This window comes from Gluconobacter albidus, from assembly GCF_002005485.1.
Lineage (GTDB): Bacteria > Pseudomonadota > Alphaproteobacteria > Acetobacterales > Acetobacteraceae > Gluconobacter > Gluconobacter albidus.
The window spans coordinates 1522180-1543888 of record NZ_CP014689.1; the positions used below are offsets into that span (position 1 = coordinate 1522180).

The 21709-nt window shown below is 59.3% G+C and carries 20 protein-coding genes and 1 tRNA gene; 14 read left to right on the forward strand and 7 right to left on the reverse strand.

Annotated elements, in window-relative coordinates:
* Positions 1-9: 9 nt before the first annotated feature.
* Together secF and secD are read right to left on the reverse strand one after the other, a co-directional pair.
* Positions 10-948 carry a protein translocase subunit SecF gene (gene secF, locus A0U94_RS06890; RefSeq protein ID WP_077802914.1) on the reverse strand — a complete coding sequence of 313 codons (939 nt, stop codon included), beginning with the start codon at positions 946-948 and terminating at the stop codon, positions 10-12.
* A gap of 5 nt (positions 949-953) precedes the next feature.
* On the reverse strand, positions 954-2495 hold the full coding sequence (gene secD / locus A0U94_RS06895) for a protein translocase subunit SecD (RefSeq protein WP_077803888.1): 1542 nt from the start codon (positions 2493-2495) through the stop codon (positions 954-956).
* A 159-nt stretch (positions 2496-2654) separates the two neighbouring features.
* On the opposite strand from secD, the gene A0U94_RS06900 reads away from it, so the two are divergent.
* Positions 2655-3650, forward strand: a complete 996-nt coding sequence (locus tag A0U94_RS06900; RefSeq protein WP_077802915.1) for a Gfo/Idh/MocA family protein — start codon at positions 2655-2657, stop codon at positions 3648-3650.
* Positions 3651-3665: 15 nt separating this feature from the next.
* On the opposite strand, the gene A0U94_RS06905 is transcribed toward A0U94_RS06900, so the two are convergent.
* Both A0U94_RS06905 and A0U94_RS06910 read right to left on the reverse strand, forming a co-directional pair.
* Positions 3666-5474 carry an ABC-F family ATP-binding cassette domain-containing protein gene (locus A0U94_RS06905; RefSeq protein WP_077802916.1) on the reverse strand — a complete coding sequence of 603 codons (1809 nt, stop codon included), beginning with the start codon at positions 5472-5474 and terminating at the stop codon, positions 3666-3668.
* Between the two features lie 61 nt (positions 5475-5535).
* Positions 5536-6276 (reverse strand): response regulator, encoded by a 741-nt coding sequence (locus A0U94_RS06910; RefSeq protein ID WP_062107423.1) that lies wholly within the window; start codon positions 6274-6276, stop codon positions 5536-5538.
* Between the two features lie 223 nt (positions 6277-6499).
* Here A0U94_RS06910 and A0U94_RS06915 point away from each other — a divergent pair, with 223 nt between their 5' ends.
* The 8 genes from A0U94_RS06915 to recQ all read left to right on the forward strand — a co-directional run bounded on the left by A0U94_RS06915 (position 6500) and on the right by recQ (position 15772).
* On the forward strand, positions 6500-7006 hold the full coding sequence (locus A0U94_RS06915; protein ID WP_077803889.1) for a sigma-70 family RNA polymerase sigma factor: 507 nt from the start codon (positions 6500-6502) through the stop codon (positions 7004-7006).
* Between the two features lie 131 nt (positions 7007-7137).
* Positions 7138-7713, forward strand: a complete 576-nt coding sequence (locus A0U94_RS06920) for a sigma-70 family RNA polymerase sigma factor (protein ID WP_062028693.1) — start codon at positions 7138-7140, stop codon at positions 7711-7713.
* Between the two features lie 199 nt (positions 7714-7912).
* On the forward strand, positions 7913-8086 hold the full coding sequence (locus A0U94_RS15910) for a NepR family anti-sigma factor (RefSeq protein ID WP_158093537.1): 174 nt from the start codon (positions 7913-7915) through the stop codon (positions 8084-8086).
* Complete coding sequence (locus A0U94_RS06925) at positions 8083-9957, forward strand: sensor histidine kinase (RefSeq protein WP_231865263.1); 1875 nt, start codon at positions 8083-8085, stop codon at positions 9955-9957. The genes A0U94_RS15910 and A0U94_RS06925 overlap by 4 nt, the downstream gene beginning before the upstream one ends.
* A gap of 112 nt (positions 9958-10069) precedes the next feature.
* Positions 10070-11755 carry a thiol reductant ABC exporter subunit CydD gene (cydD, locus tag A0U94_RS06930; RefSeq protein ID WP_077802917.1) on the forward strand — a complete coding sequence of 562 codons (1686 nt, stop codon included), beginning with the start codon at positions 10070-10072 and terminating at the stop codon, positions 11753-11755.
* A complete protein-coding gene (gene cydC / locus A0U94_RS06935) occupies positions 11752-13428 on the forward strand; it encodes a thiol reductant ABC exporter subunit CydC (protein ID WP_077802918.1) in 1677 nt (558 codons plus the stop codon). Before cydD ends, cydC begins: the two co-directional genes overlap by 4 nt.
* Before the next feature lie 54 nt (positions 13429-13482).
* Positions 13483-13890, forward strand: coding sequence for an OmpA family protein (locus A0U94_RS06940; protein WP_062107428.1), 408 nt, complete (start codon positions 13483-13485; stop codon positions 13888-13890).
* A gap of 13 nt (positions 13891-13903) precedes the next feature.
* Positions 13904-15772 carry a DNA helicase RecQ gene (gene recQ / locus A0U94_RS06945; protein ID WP_077802919.1) on the forward strand — a complete coding sequence of 623 codons (1869 nt, stop codon included), beginning with the start codon at positions 13904-13906 and terminating at the stop codon, positions 15770-15772.
* Between the two features lie 4 nt (positions 15773-15776).
* Here the strand turns inward: recQ and A0U94_RS06950 are convergent, their stop codons facing one another.
* Positions 15777-16268, reverse strand: a complete 492-nt coding sequence (locus A0U94_RS06950; RefSeq protein WP_077802920.1) for a copper chaperone PCu(A)C — start codon at positions 16266-16268, stop codon at positions 15777-15779.
* Positions 16269-16388: 120 nt separating this feature from the next.
* Here A0U94_RS06950 and nrdR point away from each other — a divergent pair, with 120 nt between their 5' ends.
* Genes nrdR through thiL form a run of 3 tightly spaced genes read left to right on the forward strand, consistent with a single transcriptional unit; the run spans position 16389 to position 18346 of the window.
* Positions 16389-16889, forward strand: coding sequence for a transcriptional regulator NrdR (gene nrdR, locus A0U94_RS06955; protein ID WP_062028675.1), 501 nt, complete (start codon positions 16389-16391; stop codon positions 16887-16889).
* The gene (gene nusB / locus A0U94_RS06960; RefSeq protein WP_062028673.1) at positions 16886-17365 is read left to right on the forward strand and encodes a transcription antitermination factor NusB; all 480 of its coding nucleotides are present in this window, start codon (positions 16886-16888) and stop codon (positions 17363-17365) included. Before nrdR ends, nusB begins: the two co-directional genes overlap by 4 nt.
* 3 nt (positions 17366-17368) lie before the next feature.
* Positions 17369-18346: a thiamine-phosphate kinase gene (thiL, locus tag A0U94_RS06965; RefSeq protein WP_077802921.1), complete on the forward strand. Its 978-nt coding sequence runs from the start codon at positions 17369-17371 to the stop codon at positions 18344-18346.
* A gap of 24 nt (positions 18347-18370) precedes the next feature.
* Here the strand turns inward: thiL and A0U94_RS06970 are convergent, their stop codons facing one another.
* The gene (locus A0U94_RS06970; RefSeq protein ID WP_077803890.1) at positions 18371-19564 is read right to left on the reverse strand and encodes a hypothetical protein; all 1194 of its coding nucleotides are present in this window, start codon (positions 19562-19564) and stop codon (positions 18371-18373) included.
* 139 nt (positions 19565-19703) lie between these two features.
* Here A0U94_RS06970 and A0U94_RS06975 point away from each other — a divergent pair, with 139 nt between their 5' ends.
* Positions 19704-20507: an SDR family NAD(P)-dependent oxidoreductase gene (locus tag A0U94_RS06975; protein WP_077802922.1), complete on the forward strand. Its 804-nt coding sequence runs from the start codon at positions 19704-19706 to the stop codon at positions 20505-20507.
* 111 nt (positions 20508-20618) lie between these two features.
* On the forward strand, positions 20619-21587 hold the full coding sequence (locus A0U94_RS06980; RefSeq protein ID WP_062028669.1) for a glucokinase: 969 nt from the start codon (positions 20619-20621) through the stop codon (positions 21585-21587).
* 35 nt (positions 21588-21622) lie between these two features.
* Here the strand turns inward: A0U94_RS06980 and A0U94_RS06985 are convergent.
* Positions 21623-21696 (reverse strand) — tRNA-Cys (locus A0U94_RS06985).
* Positions 21697-21709: the final 13 nt, after the last annotated feature.

A 21709-nucleotide genomic window follows, 5' to 3' on the forward strand; every position in this document is an offset into this window, starting at 1 on the left:
CAGGCCGTATCAGCCTGCATCCGTTTCCTTGCGCAACCGCTTCTCGCCCATCAGGAGCAGAAGCGGCGCAGCAATAAAGATCGACGAAGACGTTCCCACGACAATCCCGAACAGCATGACGGTGGCAAAGCCGGTCAGCGTACTTCCGCCAAACAGCGCCAGTGGCAGGGCCGCCAGAAAAACGGTCATGGACGTGCCAAGCGTACGGTTGAGGGTTTCGTTGATGGACAGATCCAGCAGGTCCCGTAGCGGCATCGTCCGATACTTGCGCAGGTTTTCCCGGATCCGGTCGTAGACGACAACCTTGTCATTCGTGGAATAGCCCAAGATCGTCAGAAGGGCCGCAACCATCACCAGATCGAATTCAAAGCGCGTGATGGCCAGAAACCCGATCGTCTTGGTCAGATCGAGGATAAGCGTCACCACGGCACTGATGGCGAACTCGCGCTCGAAGCGAACCCAGATATAGACCAGAATCATCGCAAGGCTGAAACCAAGCGCCAGCAGACCGTCGCGGAACAGTTCGGACGATACTGAAGCCCCAACGGCATCCGCGCGAAGAACCTGCGTGCCCGGCTCAGCATCCGATATGGCGTTCTTGACACCGTCGACTAGCTTCTGGGTCTGCGCCTCGCGATCCGCACCTTCGGGAGCGTTGATCGAAATCCGAACATCACGCGGCGACCCGAACGCCTGCACGGCGTCCGGATGAATACCGGCATGGTCCAGCGCGGCGCGGAGCTTGCCGAAATCGGCAGGGCCGGGGGTCTGGGCTTCCACGATGATGCCGCCCCGGAAGTCCAGCCCGAGTTTCAGGCCGGGCTGGAAAAACAGGATGACGGAAGCAATGGAGAGGACCGCCGAAACGATCAGCCCCATGTGGCGGCCGCGCATGAAATTGATGCGCCGATCGTCACGGACAAAACGGAAAAGGGGACGTGACAGCATGACGATCAGACCGGAAGTTCTTTGGGACGGGCGAGGGCGTACCACCGCACGACCAGAAGGCGTGACAGCAGGAGGGTCGTGAAGAGGGTTGTGACGATACCGATGGTGATCGTCAGAGCGAAGTTGCGGACCGGCCCCGTTCCAAACACGAACAGCATGACATGCGCCAGAAACGCCGTGGCATTACTGTCGATGATGGTGCCGGTGGCGCGATCAAAGCCCGCCTGCAGGGCCTGCAGCGGACCCCGGCCGCGCTTCACTTCCTCACGGATACGCTCGTTAATCAGGATGTTGGCATCAACCGCCATACCCAGAGTTAGTAGCATACCGGCCATACCCGGCAGAGTCAGCGTCGCCTGGAACAGCGACAGGATTCCAACCATCAGGATCAGGTTCGCAAACAGCGCGATATCGGCATACAGACCAAAGCGCCCGTAAAACAGCACCATGAACACAATAACCAGAAGCAGGCCGGTCAGCAGGCTGATGATACCGGCACGAATGGACGCAGCGCCAAGGCTCGGACCGATCGTGCGCTGTTCGACCACAGACAGCGGAGCAGGCAGCGCACCGGCACGCAGCAACAACGCCAGATCAGACGCGCTTCGGGCATCGAAACCACCCGTGATCTGACCATTTCCGGCCGTAATGGGGCTGATGATGTTCGGGGCCTCAATAACCTTGTTGTCCAGAACGATCGCAAAGCGCTTGCCGACATTAGCCCGCGTGACGTTCGCAAACGCCGTCGCCCCCGCACTGTTGAGCTGGAACGTCACAGCCCAGCCACCGCTCTGCTGATCAATCACCGCACCGGCATTCGTCAGGTCCGTCCCGTCGACATCGACGTGGTCCTGCACCGCAACCTGCGCATGCATGCTCTCGTCTTCAAGCATCGTCGAGCCGGGGCTCGCAACGCTCGGGTTCGGAGCGAGCAGGCGGAACGTCAGGCGCGCCGTCGTGCCCAGCAGGCTCTTGATCCGCTCAGGATCGCTGACGCCCGGAAGCTCGACAACAATCCGGTCGTCGCCTTCCCGCGCAATGCTCGGGTCGATCGCTCCCGTCGCGTCGATACGACGACGAACGATCTCGATCGACTGCGCCACAGCCTCACGCGCCCGGGCCAGCATCGCTTCGTGCTGAAGAGTCAGAACGATCCGACCGTCTTTTTCAGACGTTGTGAATTCATTCGGCACCACGGGCGGCAGGGACTGCATGGCCTTGAGCGCCGCATCGCGCTCGGCCACCGAACGCGGCGCAAAGCTTAGGCTCGCGGTCGCATCGTCGCGGACAAAATCCCGATAGCCCAGAGAATGATCCAGAAGGGTCTGGCGCGCCTGATCCTGAAGGGACTGCAAGCGGTCATGCTCAAGGGATTTCAGATCGAGCTGAAGAAGAAGGTAGGACCCACCCCGCAGATCGAGCCCCAGATGAATCTGCCGCCAGGGCAGGGACGGTGCGGGAGAACGCAGGAAATTGGGCAGACACAGGAGCACGCCAATCAGGCAGATGCCTGCGACGCCCAGCAGTCTGAGCCGGCTGTAATACATCATATCAGGTCGAGACGTCCTCGGCGGATTTGGACAGATCGTTTTTCAGATCATTTTCTGGCCGGGACCATGCCGTTTCCGCCATGCCGATGCAACCTTTTGCCTGTTTGGACGCGCACGACCTTCCCGGAAAACAGCGCGCCTGATAAGCCTACCCCCATGAATACAGCGCAGCAGCTTCGTGTCGGTATCGTCGGAGCCGGCCATTTCGGACGGTTTCACGCCCTTAAATCCGCCTCAAACCCGGCCGAACAGCTTGTCGCCCTTTACGATCCCGATCCGGCACGCGCAGCCGTCGTAGCAACCGAAGCTCGTTGCGGAATTGCCACAAATTACGAAAATCTTCTCGAACAGGTCGATGCCGTCATCATCGCGGCTCCGGCAGAATATCATTTTCCCCTGACCAGCCAGGCTCTCCGGGCCGGGCGGCATGTTCTCGTCGAAAAACCGATCGCTGCCACTCTGGACGAGGCACATGCTCTGGCCGAACTGGCGGCTCAGACTGGAAAAATACTCCAGGTTGGCCATCTGCTGCGCTATTCCGCCGAACACCGCGCCATCACCGAACGGATAAGGGCTCCCCTCTACATCGAGGCAACCCGCATTGCCCCATACAAACCTCGGGGGACAGACGTTTCGGTCATTCTTGACCTGATGATCCATGATCTTGATCTTGTTCTGGCAATTGTGGACAGCCCCATTGGAGAAATCGACGCACTGGGCGCGGCAGTTTCGAGTGCGCATGAAGATATCGCCAATGCCCGCGTCAGATTTGAAAACGGCTGTGTGGCCACCATCACGGCAAGCAGGATTTCGCTGAAAACAGAACGCCGTATGCGACTGTTCTCACAGGACGGATATCTTTCCGCCGATTTTGTGGAACGCAAACTGAGCTTCATCGGTCGTGAACGGGGAATGCCTCTTCCGGGCACAGGAGGCTTCCGGCGCGAAGCCATAAGCTGGAAAGACCACGACAATCTGGCGGCCGAACATGAAGCCTTCGCCGCTTCATGCCTTCATGGCGCTCCCGTTCTGGTCGATGCACACGCCGGGATCAGGGCACTGGACGCCGCCATCCGTGTCACGGACAGCATCCAGAGATCCAGACAGATCATGGAGCTTTCCGGCCTGATCCCAACCCTACCAGAAAGCTAAAGAATTTCTTTCAAATCATTGATTTTCAAGAAGTTCTTTTTTCATTTCCAGTTCGAGCCACTCTTCCTCGGACTGGATTAATTCCCCCTCGGCGGCCTCAAGAAGCTGCGTGGTCTTCTCGAATTTTGCAGAATCCCGACTATAAAGCTCCGGGTCTGCAAGAACGTCGCGATAGGTTTGAATCTTCTTTTCCAAATCAGCCATTCTCTTGGGAAGAAGGTCCAGCGCGCGCTTGTCATTATAACTGAGCTTTTTCGTCTTCTTGTCTGTTTTCAAAGCAGATTTTGGTGTAATCTCTTCTGCGCCCGAAGATGAAGCTTCACGGCCTGCCGGCGCCTCTCCACGCTGGATCAGCATGTCCGAATAACCGCCCGCATATTCGATCCAGTCTCCGCCGCCATCTGACACCAGAACCGAACTCGCCACCCGATCAAGAAAATCACGATCATGGCTCACCAGCAAAACCGTACCTGCATAGTCGGCCAACATGTCCTGAAGAAGATCCAGCGTTTCCAGATCCAGATCGTTGGTCGGTTCATCAAGCACCATCAGGCTCGACGGCTTCGCCAGAGCACAGGCCAGTGCCAGCCGCCCCCGCTCTCCGCCCGAAAGCTTTCCGACCGGCGTACGAGCCTGCTCCGGGCGAAACAGGAAGTCTTTCATATAGCCGATGACATGACGCTTTTCGTCGCCCACCTGCACCATGTCCCCACTGCCGCCAGCAAGGGTCTCGGCCAGCGTCTTCGCTGGATCGAGGCTTTCACGCTGCTGATCCAGCGTCACCATGGCCACGGAAGGTCCCATCTTGATGGTGCCGGATTGCGGCTCCATCTTCCCGGTCAGAAGGCGCAGAAGCGTTGTTTTGCCAGCGCCGTTTGCTCCCACCAGCCCCAGCCTGTCACCACGCAGAATCCGCAGGTCGAGATCTTTGACGATGGCCCGGTCATCATAAGCCCAGTTAAGGCCTTCTGCTGCAATCGTGATCTTGCCCGCGCTTTCGGCATCAGTCGCCGCCATTCGCAACGTACCCTTGTTACGGGAGGCAAGCTCACGACGCTGCGCCCGAAGCGCTGCCAGTTCTCCAACACGGCGGACATTGCGCTTGCGGCGCGCCGTGACGCCGTAAATCATCCAGTCTTCTTCCCGCGCGATCTGGCGGTCGAGCTTGTGCGCGTCGCGCTCCTGCTGTTCCAGCACCTCATCACGCCAGGTTTCGTAACGGGCGAACCCCTGGTCAAGTCGACGCGTCACGCCATTTTCCAGCCAGACAACGCTACGAGACAGCGTCTCCAGTAAACGACGGTCATGGCTGATGACGATCATCGCGCAGCGGGAGGCCGAGAGCTCCTTTTCCAGCCATGTGATGGACGGAAGGTCCAGATGGTTGGTCGGCTCATCAAGCAGCAGCAGATCAGGTTCGGCAGCGAGGGCACGGGCGAGGGCGCAGCGCCGCACTTCCCCACCTGAGAGACTCTGACAGCTTTCTTCCCCCGTCATACCAAGTTCGGCCAGCATCGAACGCGCACGATAGGCCTCGGTCTCGTCAAGGCCTTCAGATGCGTAATCGAACGTGGTGGCGTAGCGCGAAAGATCCGGCTCCTGCGCCAGATAATGGACCTTTGTGCCGGGCTGCACGAAGCGCTTCCCGGAATCCGCCACAAGATCGCCCGAAGCGATCTTCAGCAACGTGGATTTTCCGGAACCATTCCGCCCAACAAGACAGATGCGCTCACCGGGCAGGACAGCAAACTCCGCGCCATCAAGAAGCGGTCGTCCGCCAAGAGTAAAGGTAATATTCTGAAGGGAGAGTATGGGTGCCGACATGGCTTCCTATGTGTCGCAGCGGGACGTCCGCCGCAAGTCACCCCCAAACCGAATTATGACATCAGACAGGCGTGACGCCACCGGTAACGGCCTGATAAGTCGCGACGGCCAGCGTCATCGGCTCAAATGGCTTGGTAATGACGAAAGACGGTTCCTGCGTTTCACCCGTCAGCAGACGCTCCGGATAGGCCGTAACAAAAATGACCGGTGCCTCATGAGTCCGCAGGATGCGCCCTACAGCCTGCATGCCGTCACCGCCGCCGCCAAGATTGATATCCGCGAGAATGAGACCGGGTTTTGTTTTTGCTGCCAGAGCCACCGCATCAGCTTCGGTATGGGCAACTCCCGCAATCCTGTGACCGCATCGTTCCACCAGATCCTGAATGTCCATGGCGATAATCGGCTCATCCTCAATAATCAGAACACTGGTCTGGGCAATACCCTGAAGGCCCGCGCGCGCTTTGTTGAGTTCAGCCGCTGCCTCTTCTTCAGTCATCCCAAGAGCCTGTGCACTGGACACAAGAGACTGTTCCTCGAGAGACGTCAGTAGAAGAAGGGCACGCTGACGGAGGGGCATGCCCACCGTGGCATCTGCGGCATGCTGCTCCAGGAATGCACTCACAAGCAGGCCGTAAAGCGCCTGTCGCGCAGACAGGCCATTATTGCGAGATGTCTCCATCAGCGTTTTCAGTGCCGCGGCGACAAGCTGATCACCCGTTTTCTGGTCACCGACAAGGGCGCGAGCGAAGCGGCGGGCATAGGGAAGTGCCTTGACGAGTTCCTGACGTGCCGGATCAGTCATGAGTCCATGGCCTCCTGAAAAAGATATCTGCCGACCCACCCCGAAACGGAATGCATCCTGCTATGAAGGTCGAATAACCATGACACGATGCCCAATCTCCGTATAGTGTTTGTGACTACGCGACCGTCTGCAATGTCGCGTGAAGGATCTTCTTCTGAACACACCAGCGTCCGAAGGGCACCAATCAGGCCCATCTCCCGGAAAAATCAGTTTCCACAGTAATCTGCTGCAGACCCTGCCAGATCTGCGAGGGTTCGCACGTTTCCTGACACGGGATGCGGTGGCTGCGGATGATCTCGTTCAGGACACGATTGTCCGTGCACTGGCTTCCCAGGATCAGTTCCAGCAGGGAACGGTACTGAAAGCCTGGCTGTTCACAATTCAGAGAAATGCCTTTTACGAACAGACGCGCCGACGCAGTCGCGAGCAGGAGATCATGCTCGATATCGAACTCGACATGCAGCCCTCGACCGCTGCCCCCTCGCGTCAGAACGCCCGCGATGCCGTCCAGGATCTGGGAGAGCTGCTCTGGAAACTTCCCGATCTGTTACGTGAAGCCCTGATCCTCGTGGGCGGACAGGAACTCTCTTACGAGGACGCCGCGCAGATCTGTGATGTTCCCACTGGCACCATGAGAGCCCGTGTTTCCCGGGCCAGAGCCCGCCTTGCAGAGCTGGCCTCAGAAAATACCGACGATCCAGAACCAGATCAGGAAAAAAAGACTGACTGATTTTTGGCTATATTCCGGGGAATTTTGACGCAGCAGCTTTATTTTCAAAAATTACGCGCCTCGGGATGCAACATTTTCGTTTGGCCATTCATTGATCTCCTGAAAACAGAACGAAATCAGGAGTCAGTTCCATGACGTTCCACGATCAGGTTATTGCCATTCTTCCGAAGCTGCGCGTTCAGGCCCTTTCCCTGACCCGCAACCGTGCGGCTGCCGAAGACCTCGTACAGGACGCCGTGTGCAACGCTCTGGCTGCACAGAACAGCTTTATCCCGGGAACGAATTTTTCGGCGTGGATGCACCGTATCCTGCGTAACCGTTTCATTTCCGATCTTCGCAAGCGTCGTGAGACGACCGATATCGACGATGTGCCCGCAGCGTCTTTCGCCAGCCCGGCCACCCATGAAGACAGTCTCGCCCTGAAGGATCTGTCGATGGCGCTCTCCCGTCTCCCGTCCGATCAGCGCGAAGCTCTTGTGATGGTCGTGATTCAGGGCATGAGCTACGAAGAACTGGCCGAAGCAACGGATTGCGCCGTCGGCACGGCAAAAAGCCGCGTCTTCCGGGCACGCCGTCAGCTGGAAGCCTGGATGAGCGGAGACCTTCCGACCAACGACAAGCTCCGTGTAAAAGTCAAAGCCCTGCGCGATGCCATGGATGCCCGCCGTCGCGCTGGCCATTCTTCTGAGGATCTCATGCTCTCCTGACCACGTTGTCTGCAGTAGGGCAAATCCCGTCCATTGCGGATTGGAAGCGATTGCAGAAAACGCGGTGTTTTCGTAAGACTGTTTCTGGCAGTTCATCCCGCAACGGCTTTTCGAAAAGAAGCCGGAGTTCGCGCCATAATCAGTATCAGAAGTGCAGAATCTGCGCTTCTGACGTCACAGGAAGGTTCGGGACCAGCCAATGACCGCAGGAGACAAGCGGAAGTCTTCAGTCAACGATATCAAGGCCGAGGAACAGGACTCGCCTTTTGGTATCTGGCTGAGCCGGGGCCTTCATCAGCTTTTCGATGATGTTGCAAACGAGCCCATTCCCGATGAGCTTCTCAGACTGATCGAGGAAGACCGAAACAAGTGACTGTTACCCGGTCTGGTTCTCCAGACCTGAAGCCGAGGCGCTGGCATCGTCTGTTTCGCGGACGCAAGGCCCTGCGCCATGTCCGTATGCTTGATACTGTCGGCGCCCGGGTCATGGCACTGATTGTCGCGACCACTCTTCCTCTCGCCATCATCGCGTCAATGCTTGCCTGGCACAGCTATCAGCAGAATGTCGGCAACAGCACCCTGCGAACCGAACGCGATATGCAGCTCGCAATTTCAGAGATCACGACGGATCTGGATCAGACCCATACGCTTCTGGATATGCTTGCTGACGGCGACATCTCGTCGGGAAACGCACTACGGGAATTTGCTCTCGTCCAGACAGTCTCCCAGCATCATTACTGCCTGCTGATGCTGACGGATGTGGAAGGCCGCCCCTCGGTCGTGCTGCCTTCGCCGTCAACGCAGGACGCAGCGATCTGTCATTCTTCCGAACAGGCATCACCGTCGATGATGTCCGCCTCCGCACGACTTCCCGTGGTGGGAATAGATGTCCTGAAGGGTGAGCGTGGTCCGCTCCTGAAGTTTGTTGTTCCCATTCTCAGCAATAATTCCGTTTCCGGCTATATCATAGCCATACGCACCCTTGGCTGGCAGCAGAGCCATCTTCGGAAAGGAGACAGCCGTCTCCTCCTTGGAACAGACAATAATTCCCGGCATTTTCTGACGATGCCAGACTCATCTCTGTATTCTTTATTTCCGGATCGTCCCATATCGGCAAATCTGCCCCCGAAAGCGATGACCCGCCTGGAGAGGGATATTACCTCCCTGAGCCAGCACGATATCTTCACAAGCCAGGGCATCACATATGCTTTCCAGAATGCTTACGGACCGGTCAGTCTGATCGTCGCCACCGAGCGCACGGCCGAAGAAAGCCACGCTCTTAATATCTTTCTGATCCGGGTCAGTCTGATTGTAGGCCTCCTGGTGCTGGAACTGCTTGTCGTAGCATTGGGCGCAAGCATCTTTCTGGTTGATCCTCTTGAAAAGCTTGCTCTGGCTGTTGCTGACTGGAGGCGGGGCGCACTGTTTGCACCCAGGACCAATCATTCAATCCCGCTTGAAATCCGGCATCTGGAAAAAGCTTTCCTCCGTGCCACACGTCGGCTGACCCAACATGAAAAGGATCTGGAGCAGTCGGCCCGAAATCAGGATATGCTGATCCGCGAGATCCACCACCGCGTAAAGAACAACCTGCAGGTCGTGGCATCCCTGCTCAACCTTCAGGCGAGCCGCATCCGCTCCCATGAGGCACGCGAAGAATTCCGCCTCGTAAGGGATCGTGTAAGGGCGCTCGCGACCCTGCATCGTTACCTGTATTCGGAAAGCGGCCTCTCGGCGCTGGACGTCCAGAGTTTTCTGGAAGAACTCTGCAGCATCCTGCTCTCAGCCAACAGCATGAATGCCCAGACCCGTATCCGGCTTCGGCTGGATATCGAACACGTTCTGATCTCTCCTGATCAGGCCGTACCGATTGCGCTGATCGTGACCGAGGTGCTCAGCAATGCCCTGCGATATGCGTTTCCCGGCGAGCGGGCCGGACACATCATCATTGCCCTGCACAAAGTCGTTCCATCAGATCCTGAAAAGGAAGGACTGGTGGAACTGAAGCTGGGGGATGATGGCATTGGCATTGATGCCGGTCAGGCCAGCGAGTCCAGGACTCGCAGGGAAGGAATCGGCATGCAGCTTATTCGTGGATTTGCCCGCCAGATCAACGCGGACATGACGGTCAGCAACGAAAACGGTACCTGGTACACCCTGCGCTTTATTCCCGAACGTCCGTCTCTGACGGCGCTCGCCATGGCCCGCAAAGCCATCAGTCACGATGAAGACTCGACGCGGTAATAGCGTAACGGCCACAGGTTCCACCTGCAAAACCACGAAAAAACCTAAATAAGCAGCAAGAATTGCCTCAGGCACTGTCTTGTCGGGCTTTTGCGACCTATATGCAGGGATCATGAAGGCCGACAAGACAATCGCAAAAGCGTGGGTAAAGGCACAGGGACGCGCCAGCCGCTCCCGAACCTCTGTCGTAGTATGTTTAGGATTGCTCTCAACCCTGCTGGGACTCCTGCAGGCCTGGGCGCTGGCACGAACGCTGGCTTCCGTGTTGACGCACGACACGGACAGTACCGGACCGGCACTTGCCGTCTTCCTTCTTGCCTGCCTTCTCAGGGTCATTCTCTCGACCGTGCAGGAAATGACGGCCGTATCGGCGGGAATTCAGGGGCGTCGTCGTCTACGCAAAGAAGTTCTTGACCGGATCCTCAACGAAGGACCGGCCCTTCTGCGCCGCCACCACAGCGCCGCCATCGCCGCGACACTGGTTGACCGGATCGAGGCGCTGGACGGCTATTTCGCGCGATGGCTACCCGCTGCGTCGCTCTGGCTGGTCTCGCAATGGCTGGTCGTGGTCGCGGTTTACGTTGAAAACCATCAGGCTGGCCTGATTCTTGCTGCGTGTTGCGCCGTACTCCCCATCTTTCAGGCCGTCTTTGGAATCGCCACCGCCGTGGCGTCCCGTAAACAGTTTCTGGCCATGGCACGCCTTCAGACGCGTTTTCTGGACCGTGTGAAGGGAATTGCGACCATCGTTCTCTCAGGCGGGACCGAGCGTGAGGCACAGGCTCTGGCGAAAAGTGCCGATGATCTGCGTCAACGCACCATGAAAGTCCTGCGGATCGCGTTTCTCGCTTCCGCCACCACGGATGTAGCCATGGTCGTGGCACTCGTGCTCATCGTCGTAACGCAGGCCCACAATCTCATGGGTCATCCTTCCAACGCCGTCCTGACCCGCGCGCTCTACGCCGTTCTTCTAGTTCCTGAAGCATTCGCCTCGTTCCGTGCACTTTCAGCAGCCTATCAGGATCGTGCGCACGCTACCGCCGCCGCAGAAGCCATGCATGAACTGGCTCCGCTGACTGCGCGCGCAGCCAGTGGCCCGAACGTACGTCATACCGGAGGCGGCATTTCGGTCATGGCAGAGAACGTCTCTTTCGCATGGGACGAGCAGCGCGGCACGGTCATCCACGATATCGGTTTCACTCTTGCCGCAGGCGAGACGCTTATTCTGGAAGGCGCATCCGGAGCTGGCAAATCCACACTTCTGGAACTGCTGCTCGGCTTTGTTTCGCCCTCACAGGGACGTATCCTGTTTAACGGCCAGGACATGCAGGATTTTTCCCCGCGACAGATTTCTTCCCTGATCAGCTGGATCGGTCAGAAGCCTGTCCTTTTTGCTGGGACCATCCGGGAAAACATCCTGTTCGCCAAGCCCGATGCGACGCCAGAAGAGATTCATCATGCGGTCTCCGCTGCTGCCGTCGATCAGTATTTGTCATCTCTGCCAGACGGTCTGGAAACACGGATCGGCGAGGGCGGATTTGGCCTCTCCGGCGGTCAGGCGCAACGCATTGCCATTGCCCGTGCCTATCTCAAGAACTCGCCGCTTCTGCTGCTGGATGAGCCAACCTCCCATCTCGACCCCAAAACCGAAGCCGAGATCCTCCTTAGCCTGAAAGAACTGGCAAAAGGCCGGACTGTCATTCTGTGCAGCCATTCCGCACAGGCCCGACAGTTTCAGGGGCGCCACCTTGTCCTTGATGGTGGCCGCGCCATCGCCTTTACGGGAGAAGCCGCATGAGCGCCTCGCTGCCCACGAACCCGGAAACACGCAGCGAAACAGCGCTTTCCCGGATCCTTCAGGTCTGGCGCCCGCAATATACGCGCCTCATCACGGGCATCGTCATCGCCGAACTGGCCGTCTGTGCCGGTCTGGCCCTGATGGGACAGGCGGGTGGCCGCATGGCGGGTGCGGCGGTTGGCGTGGGGGCCGCCTATCTTCTTCTCCGCCTGTCAGGCGCGGCCCAGATCGTCCTGCGCTATTTCGAGCGCCTCTATACCCATGACGCCATGTTCCGCGCTCTGGCCGATCTGCGGGTCTGGTTTTATCGCAAGCTCGCAGGCGGAGCCGCAGCAGGCCTGGGTTTCCAGCGCTCGGGAGACCTGCTCTCCCGTCTGGTGTCTGACGTCCAGACGCTCGACAATCTCTATCTGCGGATTTTTGTCCCGCTGGTTTCGGCGCTACTGACGCTTCCGATCGCCACGATCGTCTGGATCAAGGCTGGAACACAGGCTGGCCTGCTGACAGGCGCACTCTTTGCCGTCCTTGCCTTCGTTCTGCCGCTGATGGGCGCGCGCCTGTCCAGACGTTTCGGACCGGACATCCTGCATGCAGAATCCGAGCTTCGGATTGCTGCACTCGATCTGACCTCGGGTCTTCGCGAGGCGCGGGCGTTCGGCGCAGAAGACGTCCTTGCCGCAGTCGTGACCGAGCGGCAGGAAGCACTCTTCAAGAGCCAGCGCCGCCAGCAGACACGTATGGCCCTCATGCAGGGTTTTGCGGGCCTCATCGCCAAAGGCGGCATTGCCATCATCCTGTGCGCGGTAGCCGGGATTCTGTTTCCGCAGGCACCGGCGGTCGCTGGCCTTACCGCACTTTTCGTTGCAATCACGGCCCTCGAAGGCGTGACGGGTCTGGCGCGGGCCGGTCTGCTGAGTGGACAGGTCAATCACGCTGCCCAGCGGATTGTCGAGATTGCCGATAAGGCGCCACCGGCTCCGGAGGGCAACGCACCACTCCCGGCCGGACGGGATCTACGTCTGGAAAACGTGACGTTCAGCTGGACGCCGGATCGGGCGCCGATCTTCCGCAATCTGACTCTGACCCTGCGTCAGGGAGAGCGCGCAGCCTTGATCGGCCCGTCCGGAGCCGGAAAATCCAGTCTGGCCGCACTGATCCTCAAGGCCGCATCTCCCGTTCAGGGCCAGATCCTGCTGGGCAGGACCGACATCAACACACTGCGTGACAGCGATCTGCGTTCTCAGATCGCCTGGCTGTCGCAGGCCAGTCACCTGTTTGATGACACGGTGCGCGGAAACCTGCTTCTGGGTCGGGAAGACATTCCGGATGAAGCCCTCTGGACGGCTCTGGAGCAGGCCCGGATCGCGGATGTCGTCCGCAGCCTGCCTGACGGCCTCGAGACATGGATCGGCGAAGGCGGCTCGAAACTGTCGGGCGGGCAGGGGCGGCGTATTGCTCTGGCCCGTGTCCTGCTATCCGATGCGCCCATTCTCGTCCTCGACGAACCGGCGACAGGGCTGGACGCCGATACGGAGCGCGCGTTTCTTGAAACACTCAATAACGCGACCGAAGGCCGAAGCGTTCTGCTGATCGCGCATCGTCTGACAGGTGTGGAAAAACTTGACCGCATCTGGCGTCTGGAAGACGGACAGGTTATTTCCAGTGCATGCTGAACGGCGTACGCCGACGCAGCTTCACACCCCTCCACCCTGACAGGACGCTACGCCATGGCACGTTTCCTCTCCTTCGTCCGCATTGCGGCTCCGGTTTTCGTTCTGTCAGCTGCGCTGGCAGGATGTGCCGAACAGCCCACGCGCGACAGCTACGTTGTTTTCTTCGACCGTGAATCGGTCACGCTCAGCCCCGTCGCACAGGCTGTTGTCACCAAGGCTGCCACGGCGGCCCGCGCTGAACACGCCACTATTGTCCGCGTTTCCGGTTCCGCCGGCGTAAATGGCGATGCCGCAGTCCTGAAAGAACTGGCCACGAGCCGCGCACAGGTGGTCGCGACACAGCTCAGCAGCGACGGCATCAATGGCGCGAAGATCGAAATGACGCCTTACACCCCGAGCCAGCTTGAAGACTCACACGTCGCCCTGCGTCGCGTTTCCATCACCATCGTTCCGGGTCTCTGATCCGGAAGCAGAAATGACGCAGGCGCAGAACCCTTATCCCGTTGACCCGCAAGCCAGCTTCCCCCTGACCCCTGAAGGGGTGCTGGCGAAAGTCTTCGGATTTTCGGGGTTCCGCGGCCTCCAGCAGGACGCCGTCGAAACGGTCATGCGAGGCGAGGACGTTCTCGTCCTCATGCCGACCGGTGGCGGTAAAAGCCTGTGCTATCAGGTTCCCGCGCTTTGCCGGGATGGGATGGGCCTCGTCATTTCGCCCCTGATCGCCCTGATGGACGATCAGGTGGCGGGTCTACGGCAGCTTGGAGTGCGGGCTGCTGCCCTGCATTCCGGACTTGAGCCGGATGAACGCGACGAACTCCAGAGCGATCTGCGCAATGGCCGGATCGACATTCTCTATATTTCCCCCGAACGCCTGCTCCAGCCTGCAACGGCGAATTTCCTCTCAAAACGCCAGATCTCGCTGATCGCAATTGATGAAGCACACTGTATCTCGGCCTGGGGTCATGAATTCCGCCCGGAATACCGCGCACTCGCAAGCCTGCCTGAAATGTTTCCAGGCGTCCCGCGCATTGCCCTGACGGCTACGGCTGATCCAAGAACCCGCAACGATATCCTGAACGCCCTGGGCATGCCCGAAGCGCGGGTTCTGATGGCGAGCTTTCATCGCCCCAACCTGATTGTGGAAGCCCGTGCCAAAGCCAGCGAAAGCCGCCAGCTCCTCGAGACACTTCAGAGCCACCGTGAAGGTGCCTCCATCGTCTATTGCGGCAGCCGCAACAAGACCGAACGCGTCGCCACGATGCTGCGCGACAAGGGACTGACGGCTCTGCCGTTTCATGCAGGCCTTTCCGCGCTCGAAAAGCGCGCCACACTGATGCGCTTTCGCTCTGGCGAAGAAATGGTAATCGTCGCGACCATCGCCTTTGGCATGGGCATCGACCGGCCCGACGTTCGCTGCGTCGTCCATCTGGACATGCCATCCTCACCAGAAGCGTATTACCAGCAGATCGGACGGGCAGGGCGCGATGGCGAACCCTCAGACACCCTGCTTCTGTATGGTGGCGAGGACATGGCGCGAGCGCGATACTGGCTTGAACAGTCCAGCGCACCAGACCACGAAAAGCGGGTCATGCAGGCCCGCCTGGAAAGCATGATCGCGCTTACGGAAACCACAGGCTGCCGTACCCAGGCGCTGCTTGCGTGTTTCGGGGAAAACCTTCCCCAGCCCTGCGGCCATTGTGACAACTGTATCAATCCGGTCTCGACATTCGACGGCACGCAGGCCGCGCAGAAAGTCCTGTCCGCGATTTATCGCACCGGCCAGCGCCTTGGCGCGGTCCAGCTCTCCAATATCCTGCGCGGCAAGACGAACGAGACGATCGAGCGCAATGCCTACCAACATCTTTCTGTGTTCGGGATTGGCAAGGAGCATAGCGAGCAGTGGTGGCGCGCCGTCATCCGTCAGCTGATCGCGCGCGGCGCCATCCGGATGCACGGGGAATATGGCAGTCTGGCGCTTCAAAGCGACATTGCCCGCCCCATCCTGCGCGGCGAGGAACGTGTCGCGCTCAGGCTTGAAGCCAAGGCCGCCTTGAGCGCCAGCGCAGGCTCAAATGGCAATACGGAAAACGACCGCCTGTCAGCGGATGAAAAACCGTATTTCGATGCCCTGCGACAATGGCGTCTGTCCGAAGCGCGGGAGCAGGAAATCCCGCCCTATGTGATTTTCCACGACTCAGTACTGCGGGATATCGCTCGCGAACAGCCTGAAAACCGTGACGGGCTGGGCAGCATCAAGGGCGTCGGCGCCTCGAAACTGGATCGCTACGGAACCGCCGTCCTGACCGTTCTGCGGGAAATCCGCGAGCCTGCCTCAGCCCACTGAAGCCTCAGTCATGGGTCAGTTCGTCAGGCCCCGTCACGATGAAGCTGACTGTGATACTGCCGCCGTTGAGAATATCGAACGTGAAAGGCACCTTGCTGCCTACAGCAGGCATCTGCCGGATACCCATGCACATCATGTGATAGCCCGAGCGCGGGAAGATCATCGTGGAGTCGTGAGGCAGGGCCAGATGGGTAAAGAGGTCATTTGCCCCTTCAGTCTGCTGCTGGTTCGTATGATGTGCAACCACGTTCTCGCAGAGCGGAGACGAGATACCCTTCAGAAGATGATCGACACTGTCATCGTTGCGAATCGTGAAATAGCCCGCGCCGCGGTTCGGGAAATATGCCGAAGGGCGGAATGTCCCGTCCATGACCACGACCCGCTCCGCATCATGAGCGGCATCTGGCGGCGTCGCTGTTCCCGAAAGTGACTGCTGGGCCAGTGCCTGCGACGCAGAGAGAGCAAAGAGGGCGGTCAGGACAGATACCCGTTTCAACGACAGTCTCCCGTGAGTGTAAGCAGTTTCGTTCAAGACCCGTTTGGGCCGGAACACATCATCCGGTAAAGTGCTCCCACTTACCCGGCCCCGACAAGGCCCGAACTCTCAGGATCGCGAATGCGTTGCCCTTTTTGTGGACATGACGATACCCAGGTCAAGGATAGCCGCTCCACGGAAGATGGCGTTGCCATCCGGCGCCGACGCGTCTGTTCGGCATGCACACAGCGTTTTACGACCGTCGAGCGGGTCCAGCTCCGCGAACTCTCCGTCACCAAGGCAGACGGAAGACGCGTTCCTTTTGACCGGGACAAGCTGGCACGCTCCATCCGCGTCGCCCTGCGCAAGCGTCCGGTTCCCGAGGAACGTCAGGAACAGCTGGTCAACGGGCTGGTCCGCCAGCTTGAGGCTTCGGGGGAACACGAAATTTCTTCCCATCGTATCGGCCAGCTTGCGATGGACGCATTGCGCGAAGTGGATGGTGTGGCCTATGTCCGCTTCACCAGCGTCTACCGCGACTTCCGCGAGGTCGAGGCGTTCTCGAAAATCCTCGCCGACATGAAACCCATTCCCGGGGATACGGCCGTACCGTCCCCCGACGACTCCCAGGAGACACCATGACCGTTACCGACGCCACCAACCCGACGCGCCGCAGCCGGACCATTGCCCGCGTCGCAGCCGTTCAGGCGCTGTTCCAGTGTGAACAGTCCGGCGACACGGCGGAAACCGTCATCAGCCAGTTCATCCGCCATCGCCGCGTCAGTTCCACCGCCCTGTTCGAAGACGGCCATATTCCCGATGCCGACCTGAAACTGTTTCAGGAAATCGTCCTCGGCGTTACCCGGCGGCAGGACGACATCGACACGAAGCTGAGCGGCGTTTTGCCCGAACAGTGGCCGCTGCCGCGTCTGGACCCTGTCCTGCGCGCGCTGCTGCGCGGCGCCGTTTTCGAACTGATCGCTACCGACACGCCGGACCGGATCATCATCAACGAATATCTGGACGTCGCTCACGGCTTCTTTTCCGGCGATGAGCCCAAGATGGTCAACGGGATCCTCGATACCCTCAGCCGCAGCGGTAATGACGGCAACACCTGATCCATGACGGGCAGATCGGACTCCGAAAACGCCGGATCAGGCGAGTTCAGCTTCATTGCCCGTCATTTCCGGCCTCTCGCCGGAGCAGAGGCCCTCGACCTGCGGGATGATTGCGCGCTGATGCGCTGCCCCATAGGCGAGGAATTTGCCATCTCGACCGACACCATGGTCGAAAACGTCCATTTCCTTCCTGACGATCCACCGGAAACCCTCGGTCGCAAGCTGTTGCGGTGCAACCTGTCTGATCTGGCGGCCATGGGCGCGCGACCCCATGCCTACACGCTGAACGTGACCGTCTCGCGCGGAGGCCGACACGACGAAAGCTGGTTTTCCGCCTTCTCGCGCGGCCTCGCGGAAGACCAGCGGCGCTACGGCGTGCATCTGATCGGCGGCGATACCACATCCATCTCCGGCCCACTGGTCCTATCCGCCACCGTATTCGGACTTCTCAGACAGAACACGGCGCTTCGCCGCAACGGAGCCAGGGCAGGCGACGATATCTGGGTCACAGGGACGATCGGCGACGCGGCTCTAGGGCTGCTCGTTCTTCAGGGCAAACTGAAAGACCCATCGGGTTTTCTGACCGGGCGATACCACCTGCCGCAGCCCAGAACAGGCTTGAAGCTTCACGGCATTGTCAGCGCGGCAATGGATATCTCAGACGGTCTCATTCAGGATTGCGGCCATATCGCCGCGGAATCAGGCGTCCAGCTTGTTCTCGAATCGGAGACCGTTCCTGTGTCGGAGGCGGCTGCGCTGCTCGGACCGGAATGGCTCATGAAGCGCCTGTGTGGCGGGGACGATTACGAGTTGCTCATCACATGCCCGCCCGAACGGTCACAAGCACTTCAGACAGCGTGCCAGACCGCCCATATCCCGATCCACCGTATCGGCAATGTTCAGACGGGTAGTGGCGTCAGGGTTCTGGATGCAAAAGGACAGGACATCGTTCCCGAACATGGCGGCTGGCAGCATTTCTGACGCCGCCCTGTAAAAATCCGGCCTTCAGGCCGGATCGTCGATTGGTCGTTCATAGAGCCGATAGCGCTTGTATGGCTCGGGAACGATGCTTTCAGCCAGATTACGCATGTTGGAATCGGAAGCCTGAATCCACCCCAGTTCCACCCAGGAATAGGGCAGGGACTTCCGGCGACGCATCAGTTCGGCAATTGCCAGCGAAGGCAGAAGCGCACCCAGAACGGTGCCACGCAAACGCTGCGTCACACCCAGCAGAATGACACGCGCCGAATGAAAGCGGTGCGTTGTCAGACGGGCCGCAAGTTTTACCCAGCCCAGAGGAGAGGGAGAGCCTCCAAGATCGCCAGCAATGTCGTAAAGATTGGGAACCACCAGCGCCATGGCAACAGGTTCGCCATCCTGGTCGATCTGGACATAATGCTCAGGACGAAGAACCGGACCAAGCTGTTTGATCATGGCCTTCATTTCGTAGTCCTGAAGCGGTACGAAATTGAACTTGTCGCTCCAGGCATCATTGTAAAGCTGGCGCAGGATTTCGCCCTGATCGGCGATCTGCTTCTTCGACAGGCGCCTGATGGCAATCGAGCCGAGTCGGCCTTCGCCAATCTTGAGATCGCCTGGAACCTTGAAACGCGACTCCGTCTGGTCATCGAGATCGAGCTTGTAGCTGAGCAGATCCTCAACCGGCGTATAGCCCGCCTCTTCGACCAGCTTGCCCATCAGGCGCGGGTGCCAGGGCATGGCAACCATCAGAGGCTGATCCTGCCCTTCGATCATCAGGCCGGATTCGCCATTGCCGCTCAGCGTGACAGGGCCGCGCATCGTCTGCATCCCCTGAAGACGCAACCAGTTCCGGGCCGTCTCCAGAAGCGCACTGACGACACTGCCTTCAGGAACGGCGTCCAGTGCGCCGAAACATCCGATTTTCATGCCCCAGTGCTCGATGGCACGATGATCCACAATTGCCGCGATACGCCCCACAGCCGTGTTTCCACGCCATGCCAGGAAGTAGCGAATGCTTGCATGCCGAAAAATCGGCGCTTTTTTCGGATTCAGAAGGTCATCCTGTTCCATGTCGAAAGGCGGGACAAAACCTGCCATTCCAGCATAAATGCGACGGGGTAGCGTCGTGAACAGTTTGAGATCAGCCCGCGTCGTTACTGGCCGGACCACAAGATCATCATGCGGCGCAGGGATGTCAGTCCTGTCGGGCAGTGTCATAATGGCAGGTGTACCTCTGATCGAAAAAAACATCCCGTCCAGCGGGGTGATGTGCCAATACGGCACGGGGTCGCATCTTGTTGCATGGGAGGGCTATACCCTTCCAGTCCCGATCCGACCACGAATAAAGCGGTTTCCCATGTCAGATGCTTCTGTTTCCTCTTCAAACGCTTCGTTTCACGTCCTCATTACCGGAGGATCGAGCGGTATCGGCGCTGCTCTGGCCCTCCAGTACGCCCGACCGGGAACGCATCTGACGCTCTGGGGCCGCAATCCCGCACGCCTTGAAGACATTGCCGCACAGGTCGTCCGCAAAGGAGCCTCGGCAGAGACACTGTCCCTGGATCTCTGCCGGACTGACGACGCCCTGGCCGCCCTGCGCAAAACGGACGATACACAAAAGATCGATATCCTGATTCTGGGCGCCGGACTGGGCGATATCCGCCCTGAAGGCGCCCTGACGGAAACAGCCGAGCAGGTCCGCGACATCTCTCTTGTCAATTTCACAACGCCTGCGACCCTCGCCACAGAAATGGCCTCGCGCATGGCCGTCCGCAAAGAAGGCCGGATCGCGCTGGTGGGTTCAGTTGCAGCCTTCCACGATCTCCCGGTTGCCACGGCCTATAGCGGCTCAAAAGCAGGTCTGGCACGCTTCAGCACGGCCCTGCACGCCGCCATGACCCCGCACCATGTGTCTGTCACACTAATTTCACCGGGTTACGTCGACACACCGATGAGTCAGCGGCTCGAAGGGGCGCGACCTTTTCTCGTATCCTCGAAGCATGCTGCCCGCATGATCGCACGTGCCATCGGGCAGGGAAGGGCGCATCTGCTTTTTCCATGGCCTTTTGCCATCGCCCGTTTTCTTGAAATGATCGTGCCACGCGCCATTGTTCACAGGCTGCTGCGGACGGCGGAGGTCCGGCAGCGCCCAGTCCGCTGAATTACGACTTCCATCACATCCGGAACTTGACGCGGAGGAACCGGTAGGCAACTGCTGCGCATAGAAAAAGCGCAGGCCGTCGGCCAGCATCGCCAGAGGACTTGAGGTGCCATGAGGGAAATCGTCGCCGTCGATATCGGTGGAACGCACGCACGTTTTGCAATCGCGACCATCGAGGATGGCAGGGTCGTCACGCTGGGTGAGGCCACGACACTGAAATGTGCGGAACATGGCAGTCTGGCGCTGGCATGGGAAACATTCGGCCGGTCCCTGAACCGTGACCTGCCGCGCGAAGCCGGCATTGCGGTAGCCTGTCCGGTCAGCGGAGAAATCCTCAAGCTGACCAACAACCCCTGGATTATCCAGCCCAGTCAGCTCCCCGCGCGCCTGCACCTTGATAATTTTGTGCTGGTCAATGACTTCGGCGCTGTGGCCCACGCCGTGGCACAGGTTGATTCATCCTACATGAAGCATCTGTGTGGACCGGACATCGACCTCCCAACCGAAGGCGCCATCACTATCGTCGGACCGGGAACGGGTCTGGGAGCCGCCTGCCTTCTCCGCCGCAACGACCGGTATTTCGTAATGGAAACCGAAGGCGGCCATCTGGATTATCCTCCCCTCGACGAGCTGGAAGACAAGATCCTCAGTGCGCTGCGCCTGCGTTTCCGCCGCGTTTCCGCCGAGCGCATCGTCTCCGGCCCGGGACTGACCAACCTGTATGAAGTCATCGCGGAAATGCAGGGCTGGCCCATCACCCTGCGTGACAACCGGACCCTGTGGCAAAACGCGCTTGACGGCTCAGACACCGTGGCCGTTGCCGCGCTGGAGCGATTCTGTCTCAGCCTGGGCGCCGTTTCCGGCGATCTGGCTCTGGCCCATGGCGCACGTGGTGTTGTCATCGGCGGCGGACTGGGCCTGCGCCTCGCAGACAGTCTCGGCCATTCCGGATTCGCCGAACGCTTCGTCGCAAAAGGACGCTTCGAGACCATGATGACCGAAATGCCGGTCAAGATCATCACTCACCCACAGCCCGGCCTGTTCGGAGCTGCCGCCGCATACGCAGAAGCTCATCCGTAAAAAAAACTACTGTCTGGATTTCTGGGGAAAGTCTCTGGAGGTCCGGGCGGGAATCGAACCCACATACGCGGATTTGCAGTCCGCTACATCACCATTCTGCCACCGGACCTCGATGGAGACAG

Excerpts from the sequence above, each read along its gene's own strand:
- A0U94_RS06900 (WP_077802915.1), top strand. The coding sequence starts at position 2,655 with ATGAATACAGCGCAGCAGCTTCGTGTCGGTATCGTCGGAGCCGGCCAT.
- A0U94_RS06970 (WP_077803890.1), bottom strand. The coding sequence starts at position 19,564 with ATGACACTGCCCGACAGGACTGACATCCCTGCGCCGCATGATGATCTT.
- cydD (WP_077802917.1), top strand. The coding sequence starts at position 10,070 with ATGAAGGCCGACAAGACAATCGCAAAAGCGTGGGTAAAGGCACAGGGA.
- A0U94_RS06905 (WP_077802916.1), bottom strand. The coding sequence starts at position 5,474 with ATGTCGGCACCCATACTCTCCCTTCAGAATATTACCTTTACTCTTGGC.
- cydC (WP_077802918.1), top strand. The coding sequence starts at position 11,752 with ATGAGCGCCTCGCTGCCCACGAACCCGGAAACACGCAGCGAAACAGCG.
- secD (WP_077803888.1), bottom strand. The coding sequence starts at position 2,495 with ATGTATTACAGCCGGCTCAGACTGCTGGGCGTCGCAGGCATCTGCCTG.
- nrdR (WP_062028675.1), top strand. The coding sequence starts at position 16,389 with ATGCGTTGCCCTTTTTGTGGACATGACGATACCCAGGTCAAGGATAGC.
- A0U94_RS06920 (WP_062028693.1), top strand. The coding sequence starts at position 7,138 with ATGACGTTCCACGATCAGGTTATTGCCATTCTTCCGAAGCTGCGCGTT.
- recQ (WP_077802919.1), top strand. The coding sequence starts at position 13,904 with ATGACGCAGGCGCAGAACCCTTATCCCGTTGACCCGCAAGCCAGCTTC.
- A0U94_RS06980 (WP_062028669.1), top strand. The coding sequence starts at position 20,619 with ATGAGGGAAATCGTCGCCGTCGATATCGGTGGAACGCACGCACGTTTT.
- nusB (WP_062028673.1), top strand. The coding sequence starts at position 16,886 with ATGACCGTTACCGACGCCACCAACCCGACGCGCCGCAGCCGGACCATT.
- secF (WP_077802914.1), bottom strand. The coding sequence starts at position 948 with ATGCTGTCACGTCCCCTTTTCCGTTTTGTCCGTGACGATCGGCGCATC.
- thiL (WP_077802921.1), top strand. The coding sequence starts at position 17,369 with ATGACGGGCAGATCGGACTCCGAAAACGCCGGATCAGGCGAGTTCAGC.
- A0U94_RS15910 (WP_158093537.1), top strand. The coding sequence starts at position 7,913 with ATGACCGCAGGAGACAAGCGGAAGTCTTCAGTCAACGATATCAAGGCC.
- A0U94_RS06940 (WP_062107428.1), top strand. The coding sequence starts at position 13,483 with ATGGCACGTTTCCTCTCCTTCGTCCGCATTGCGGCTCCGGTTTTCGTT.
- A0U94_RS06975 (WP_077802922.1), top strand. The coding sequence starts at position 19,704 with ATGTCAGATGCTTCTGTTTCCTCTTCAAACGCTTCGTTTCACGTCCTC.
- A0U94_RS06910 (WP_062107423.1), bottom strand. The coding sequence starts at position 6,276 with ATGACTGATCCGGCACGTCAGGAACTCGTCAAGGCACTTCCCTATGCC.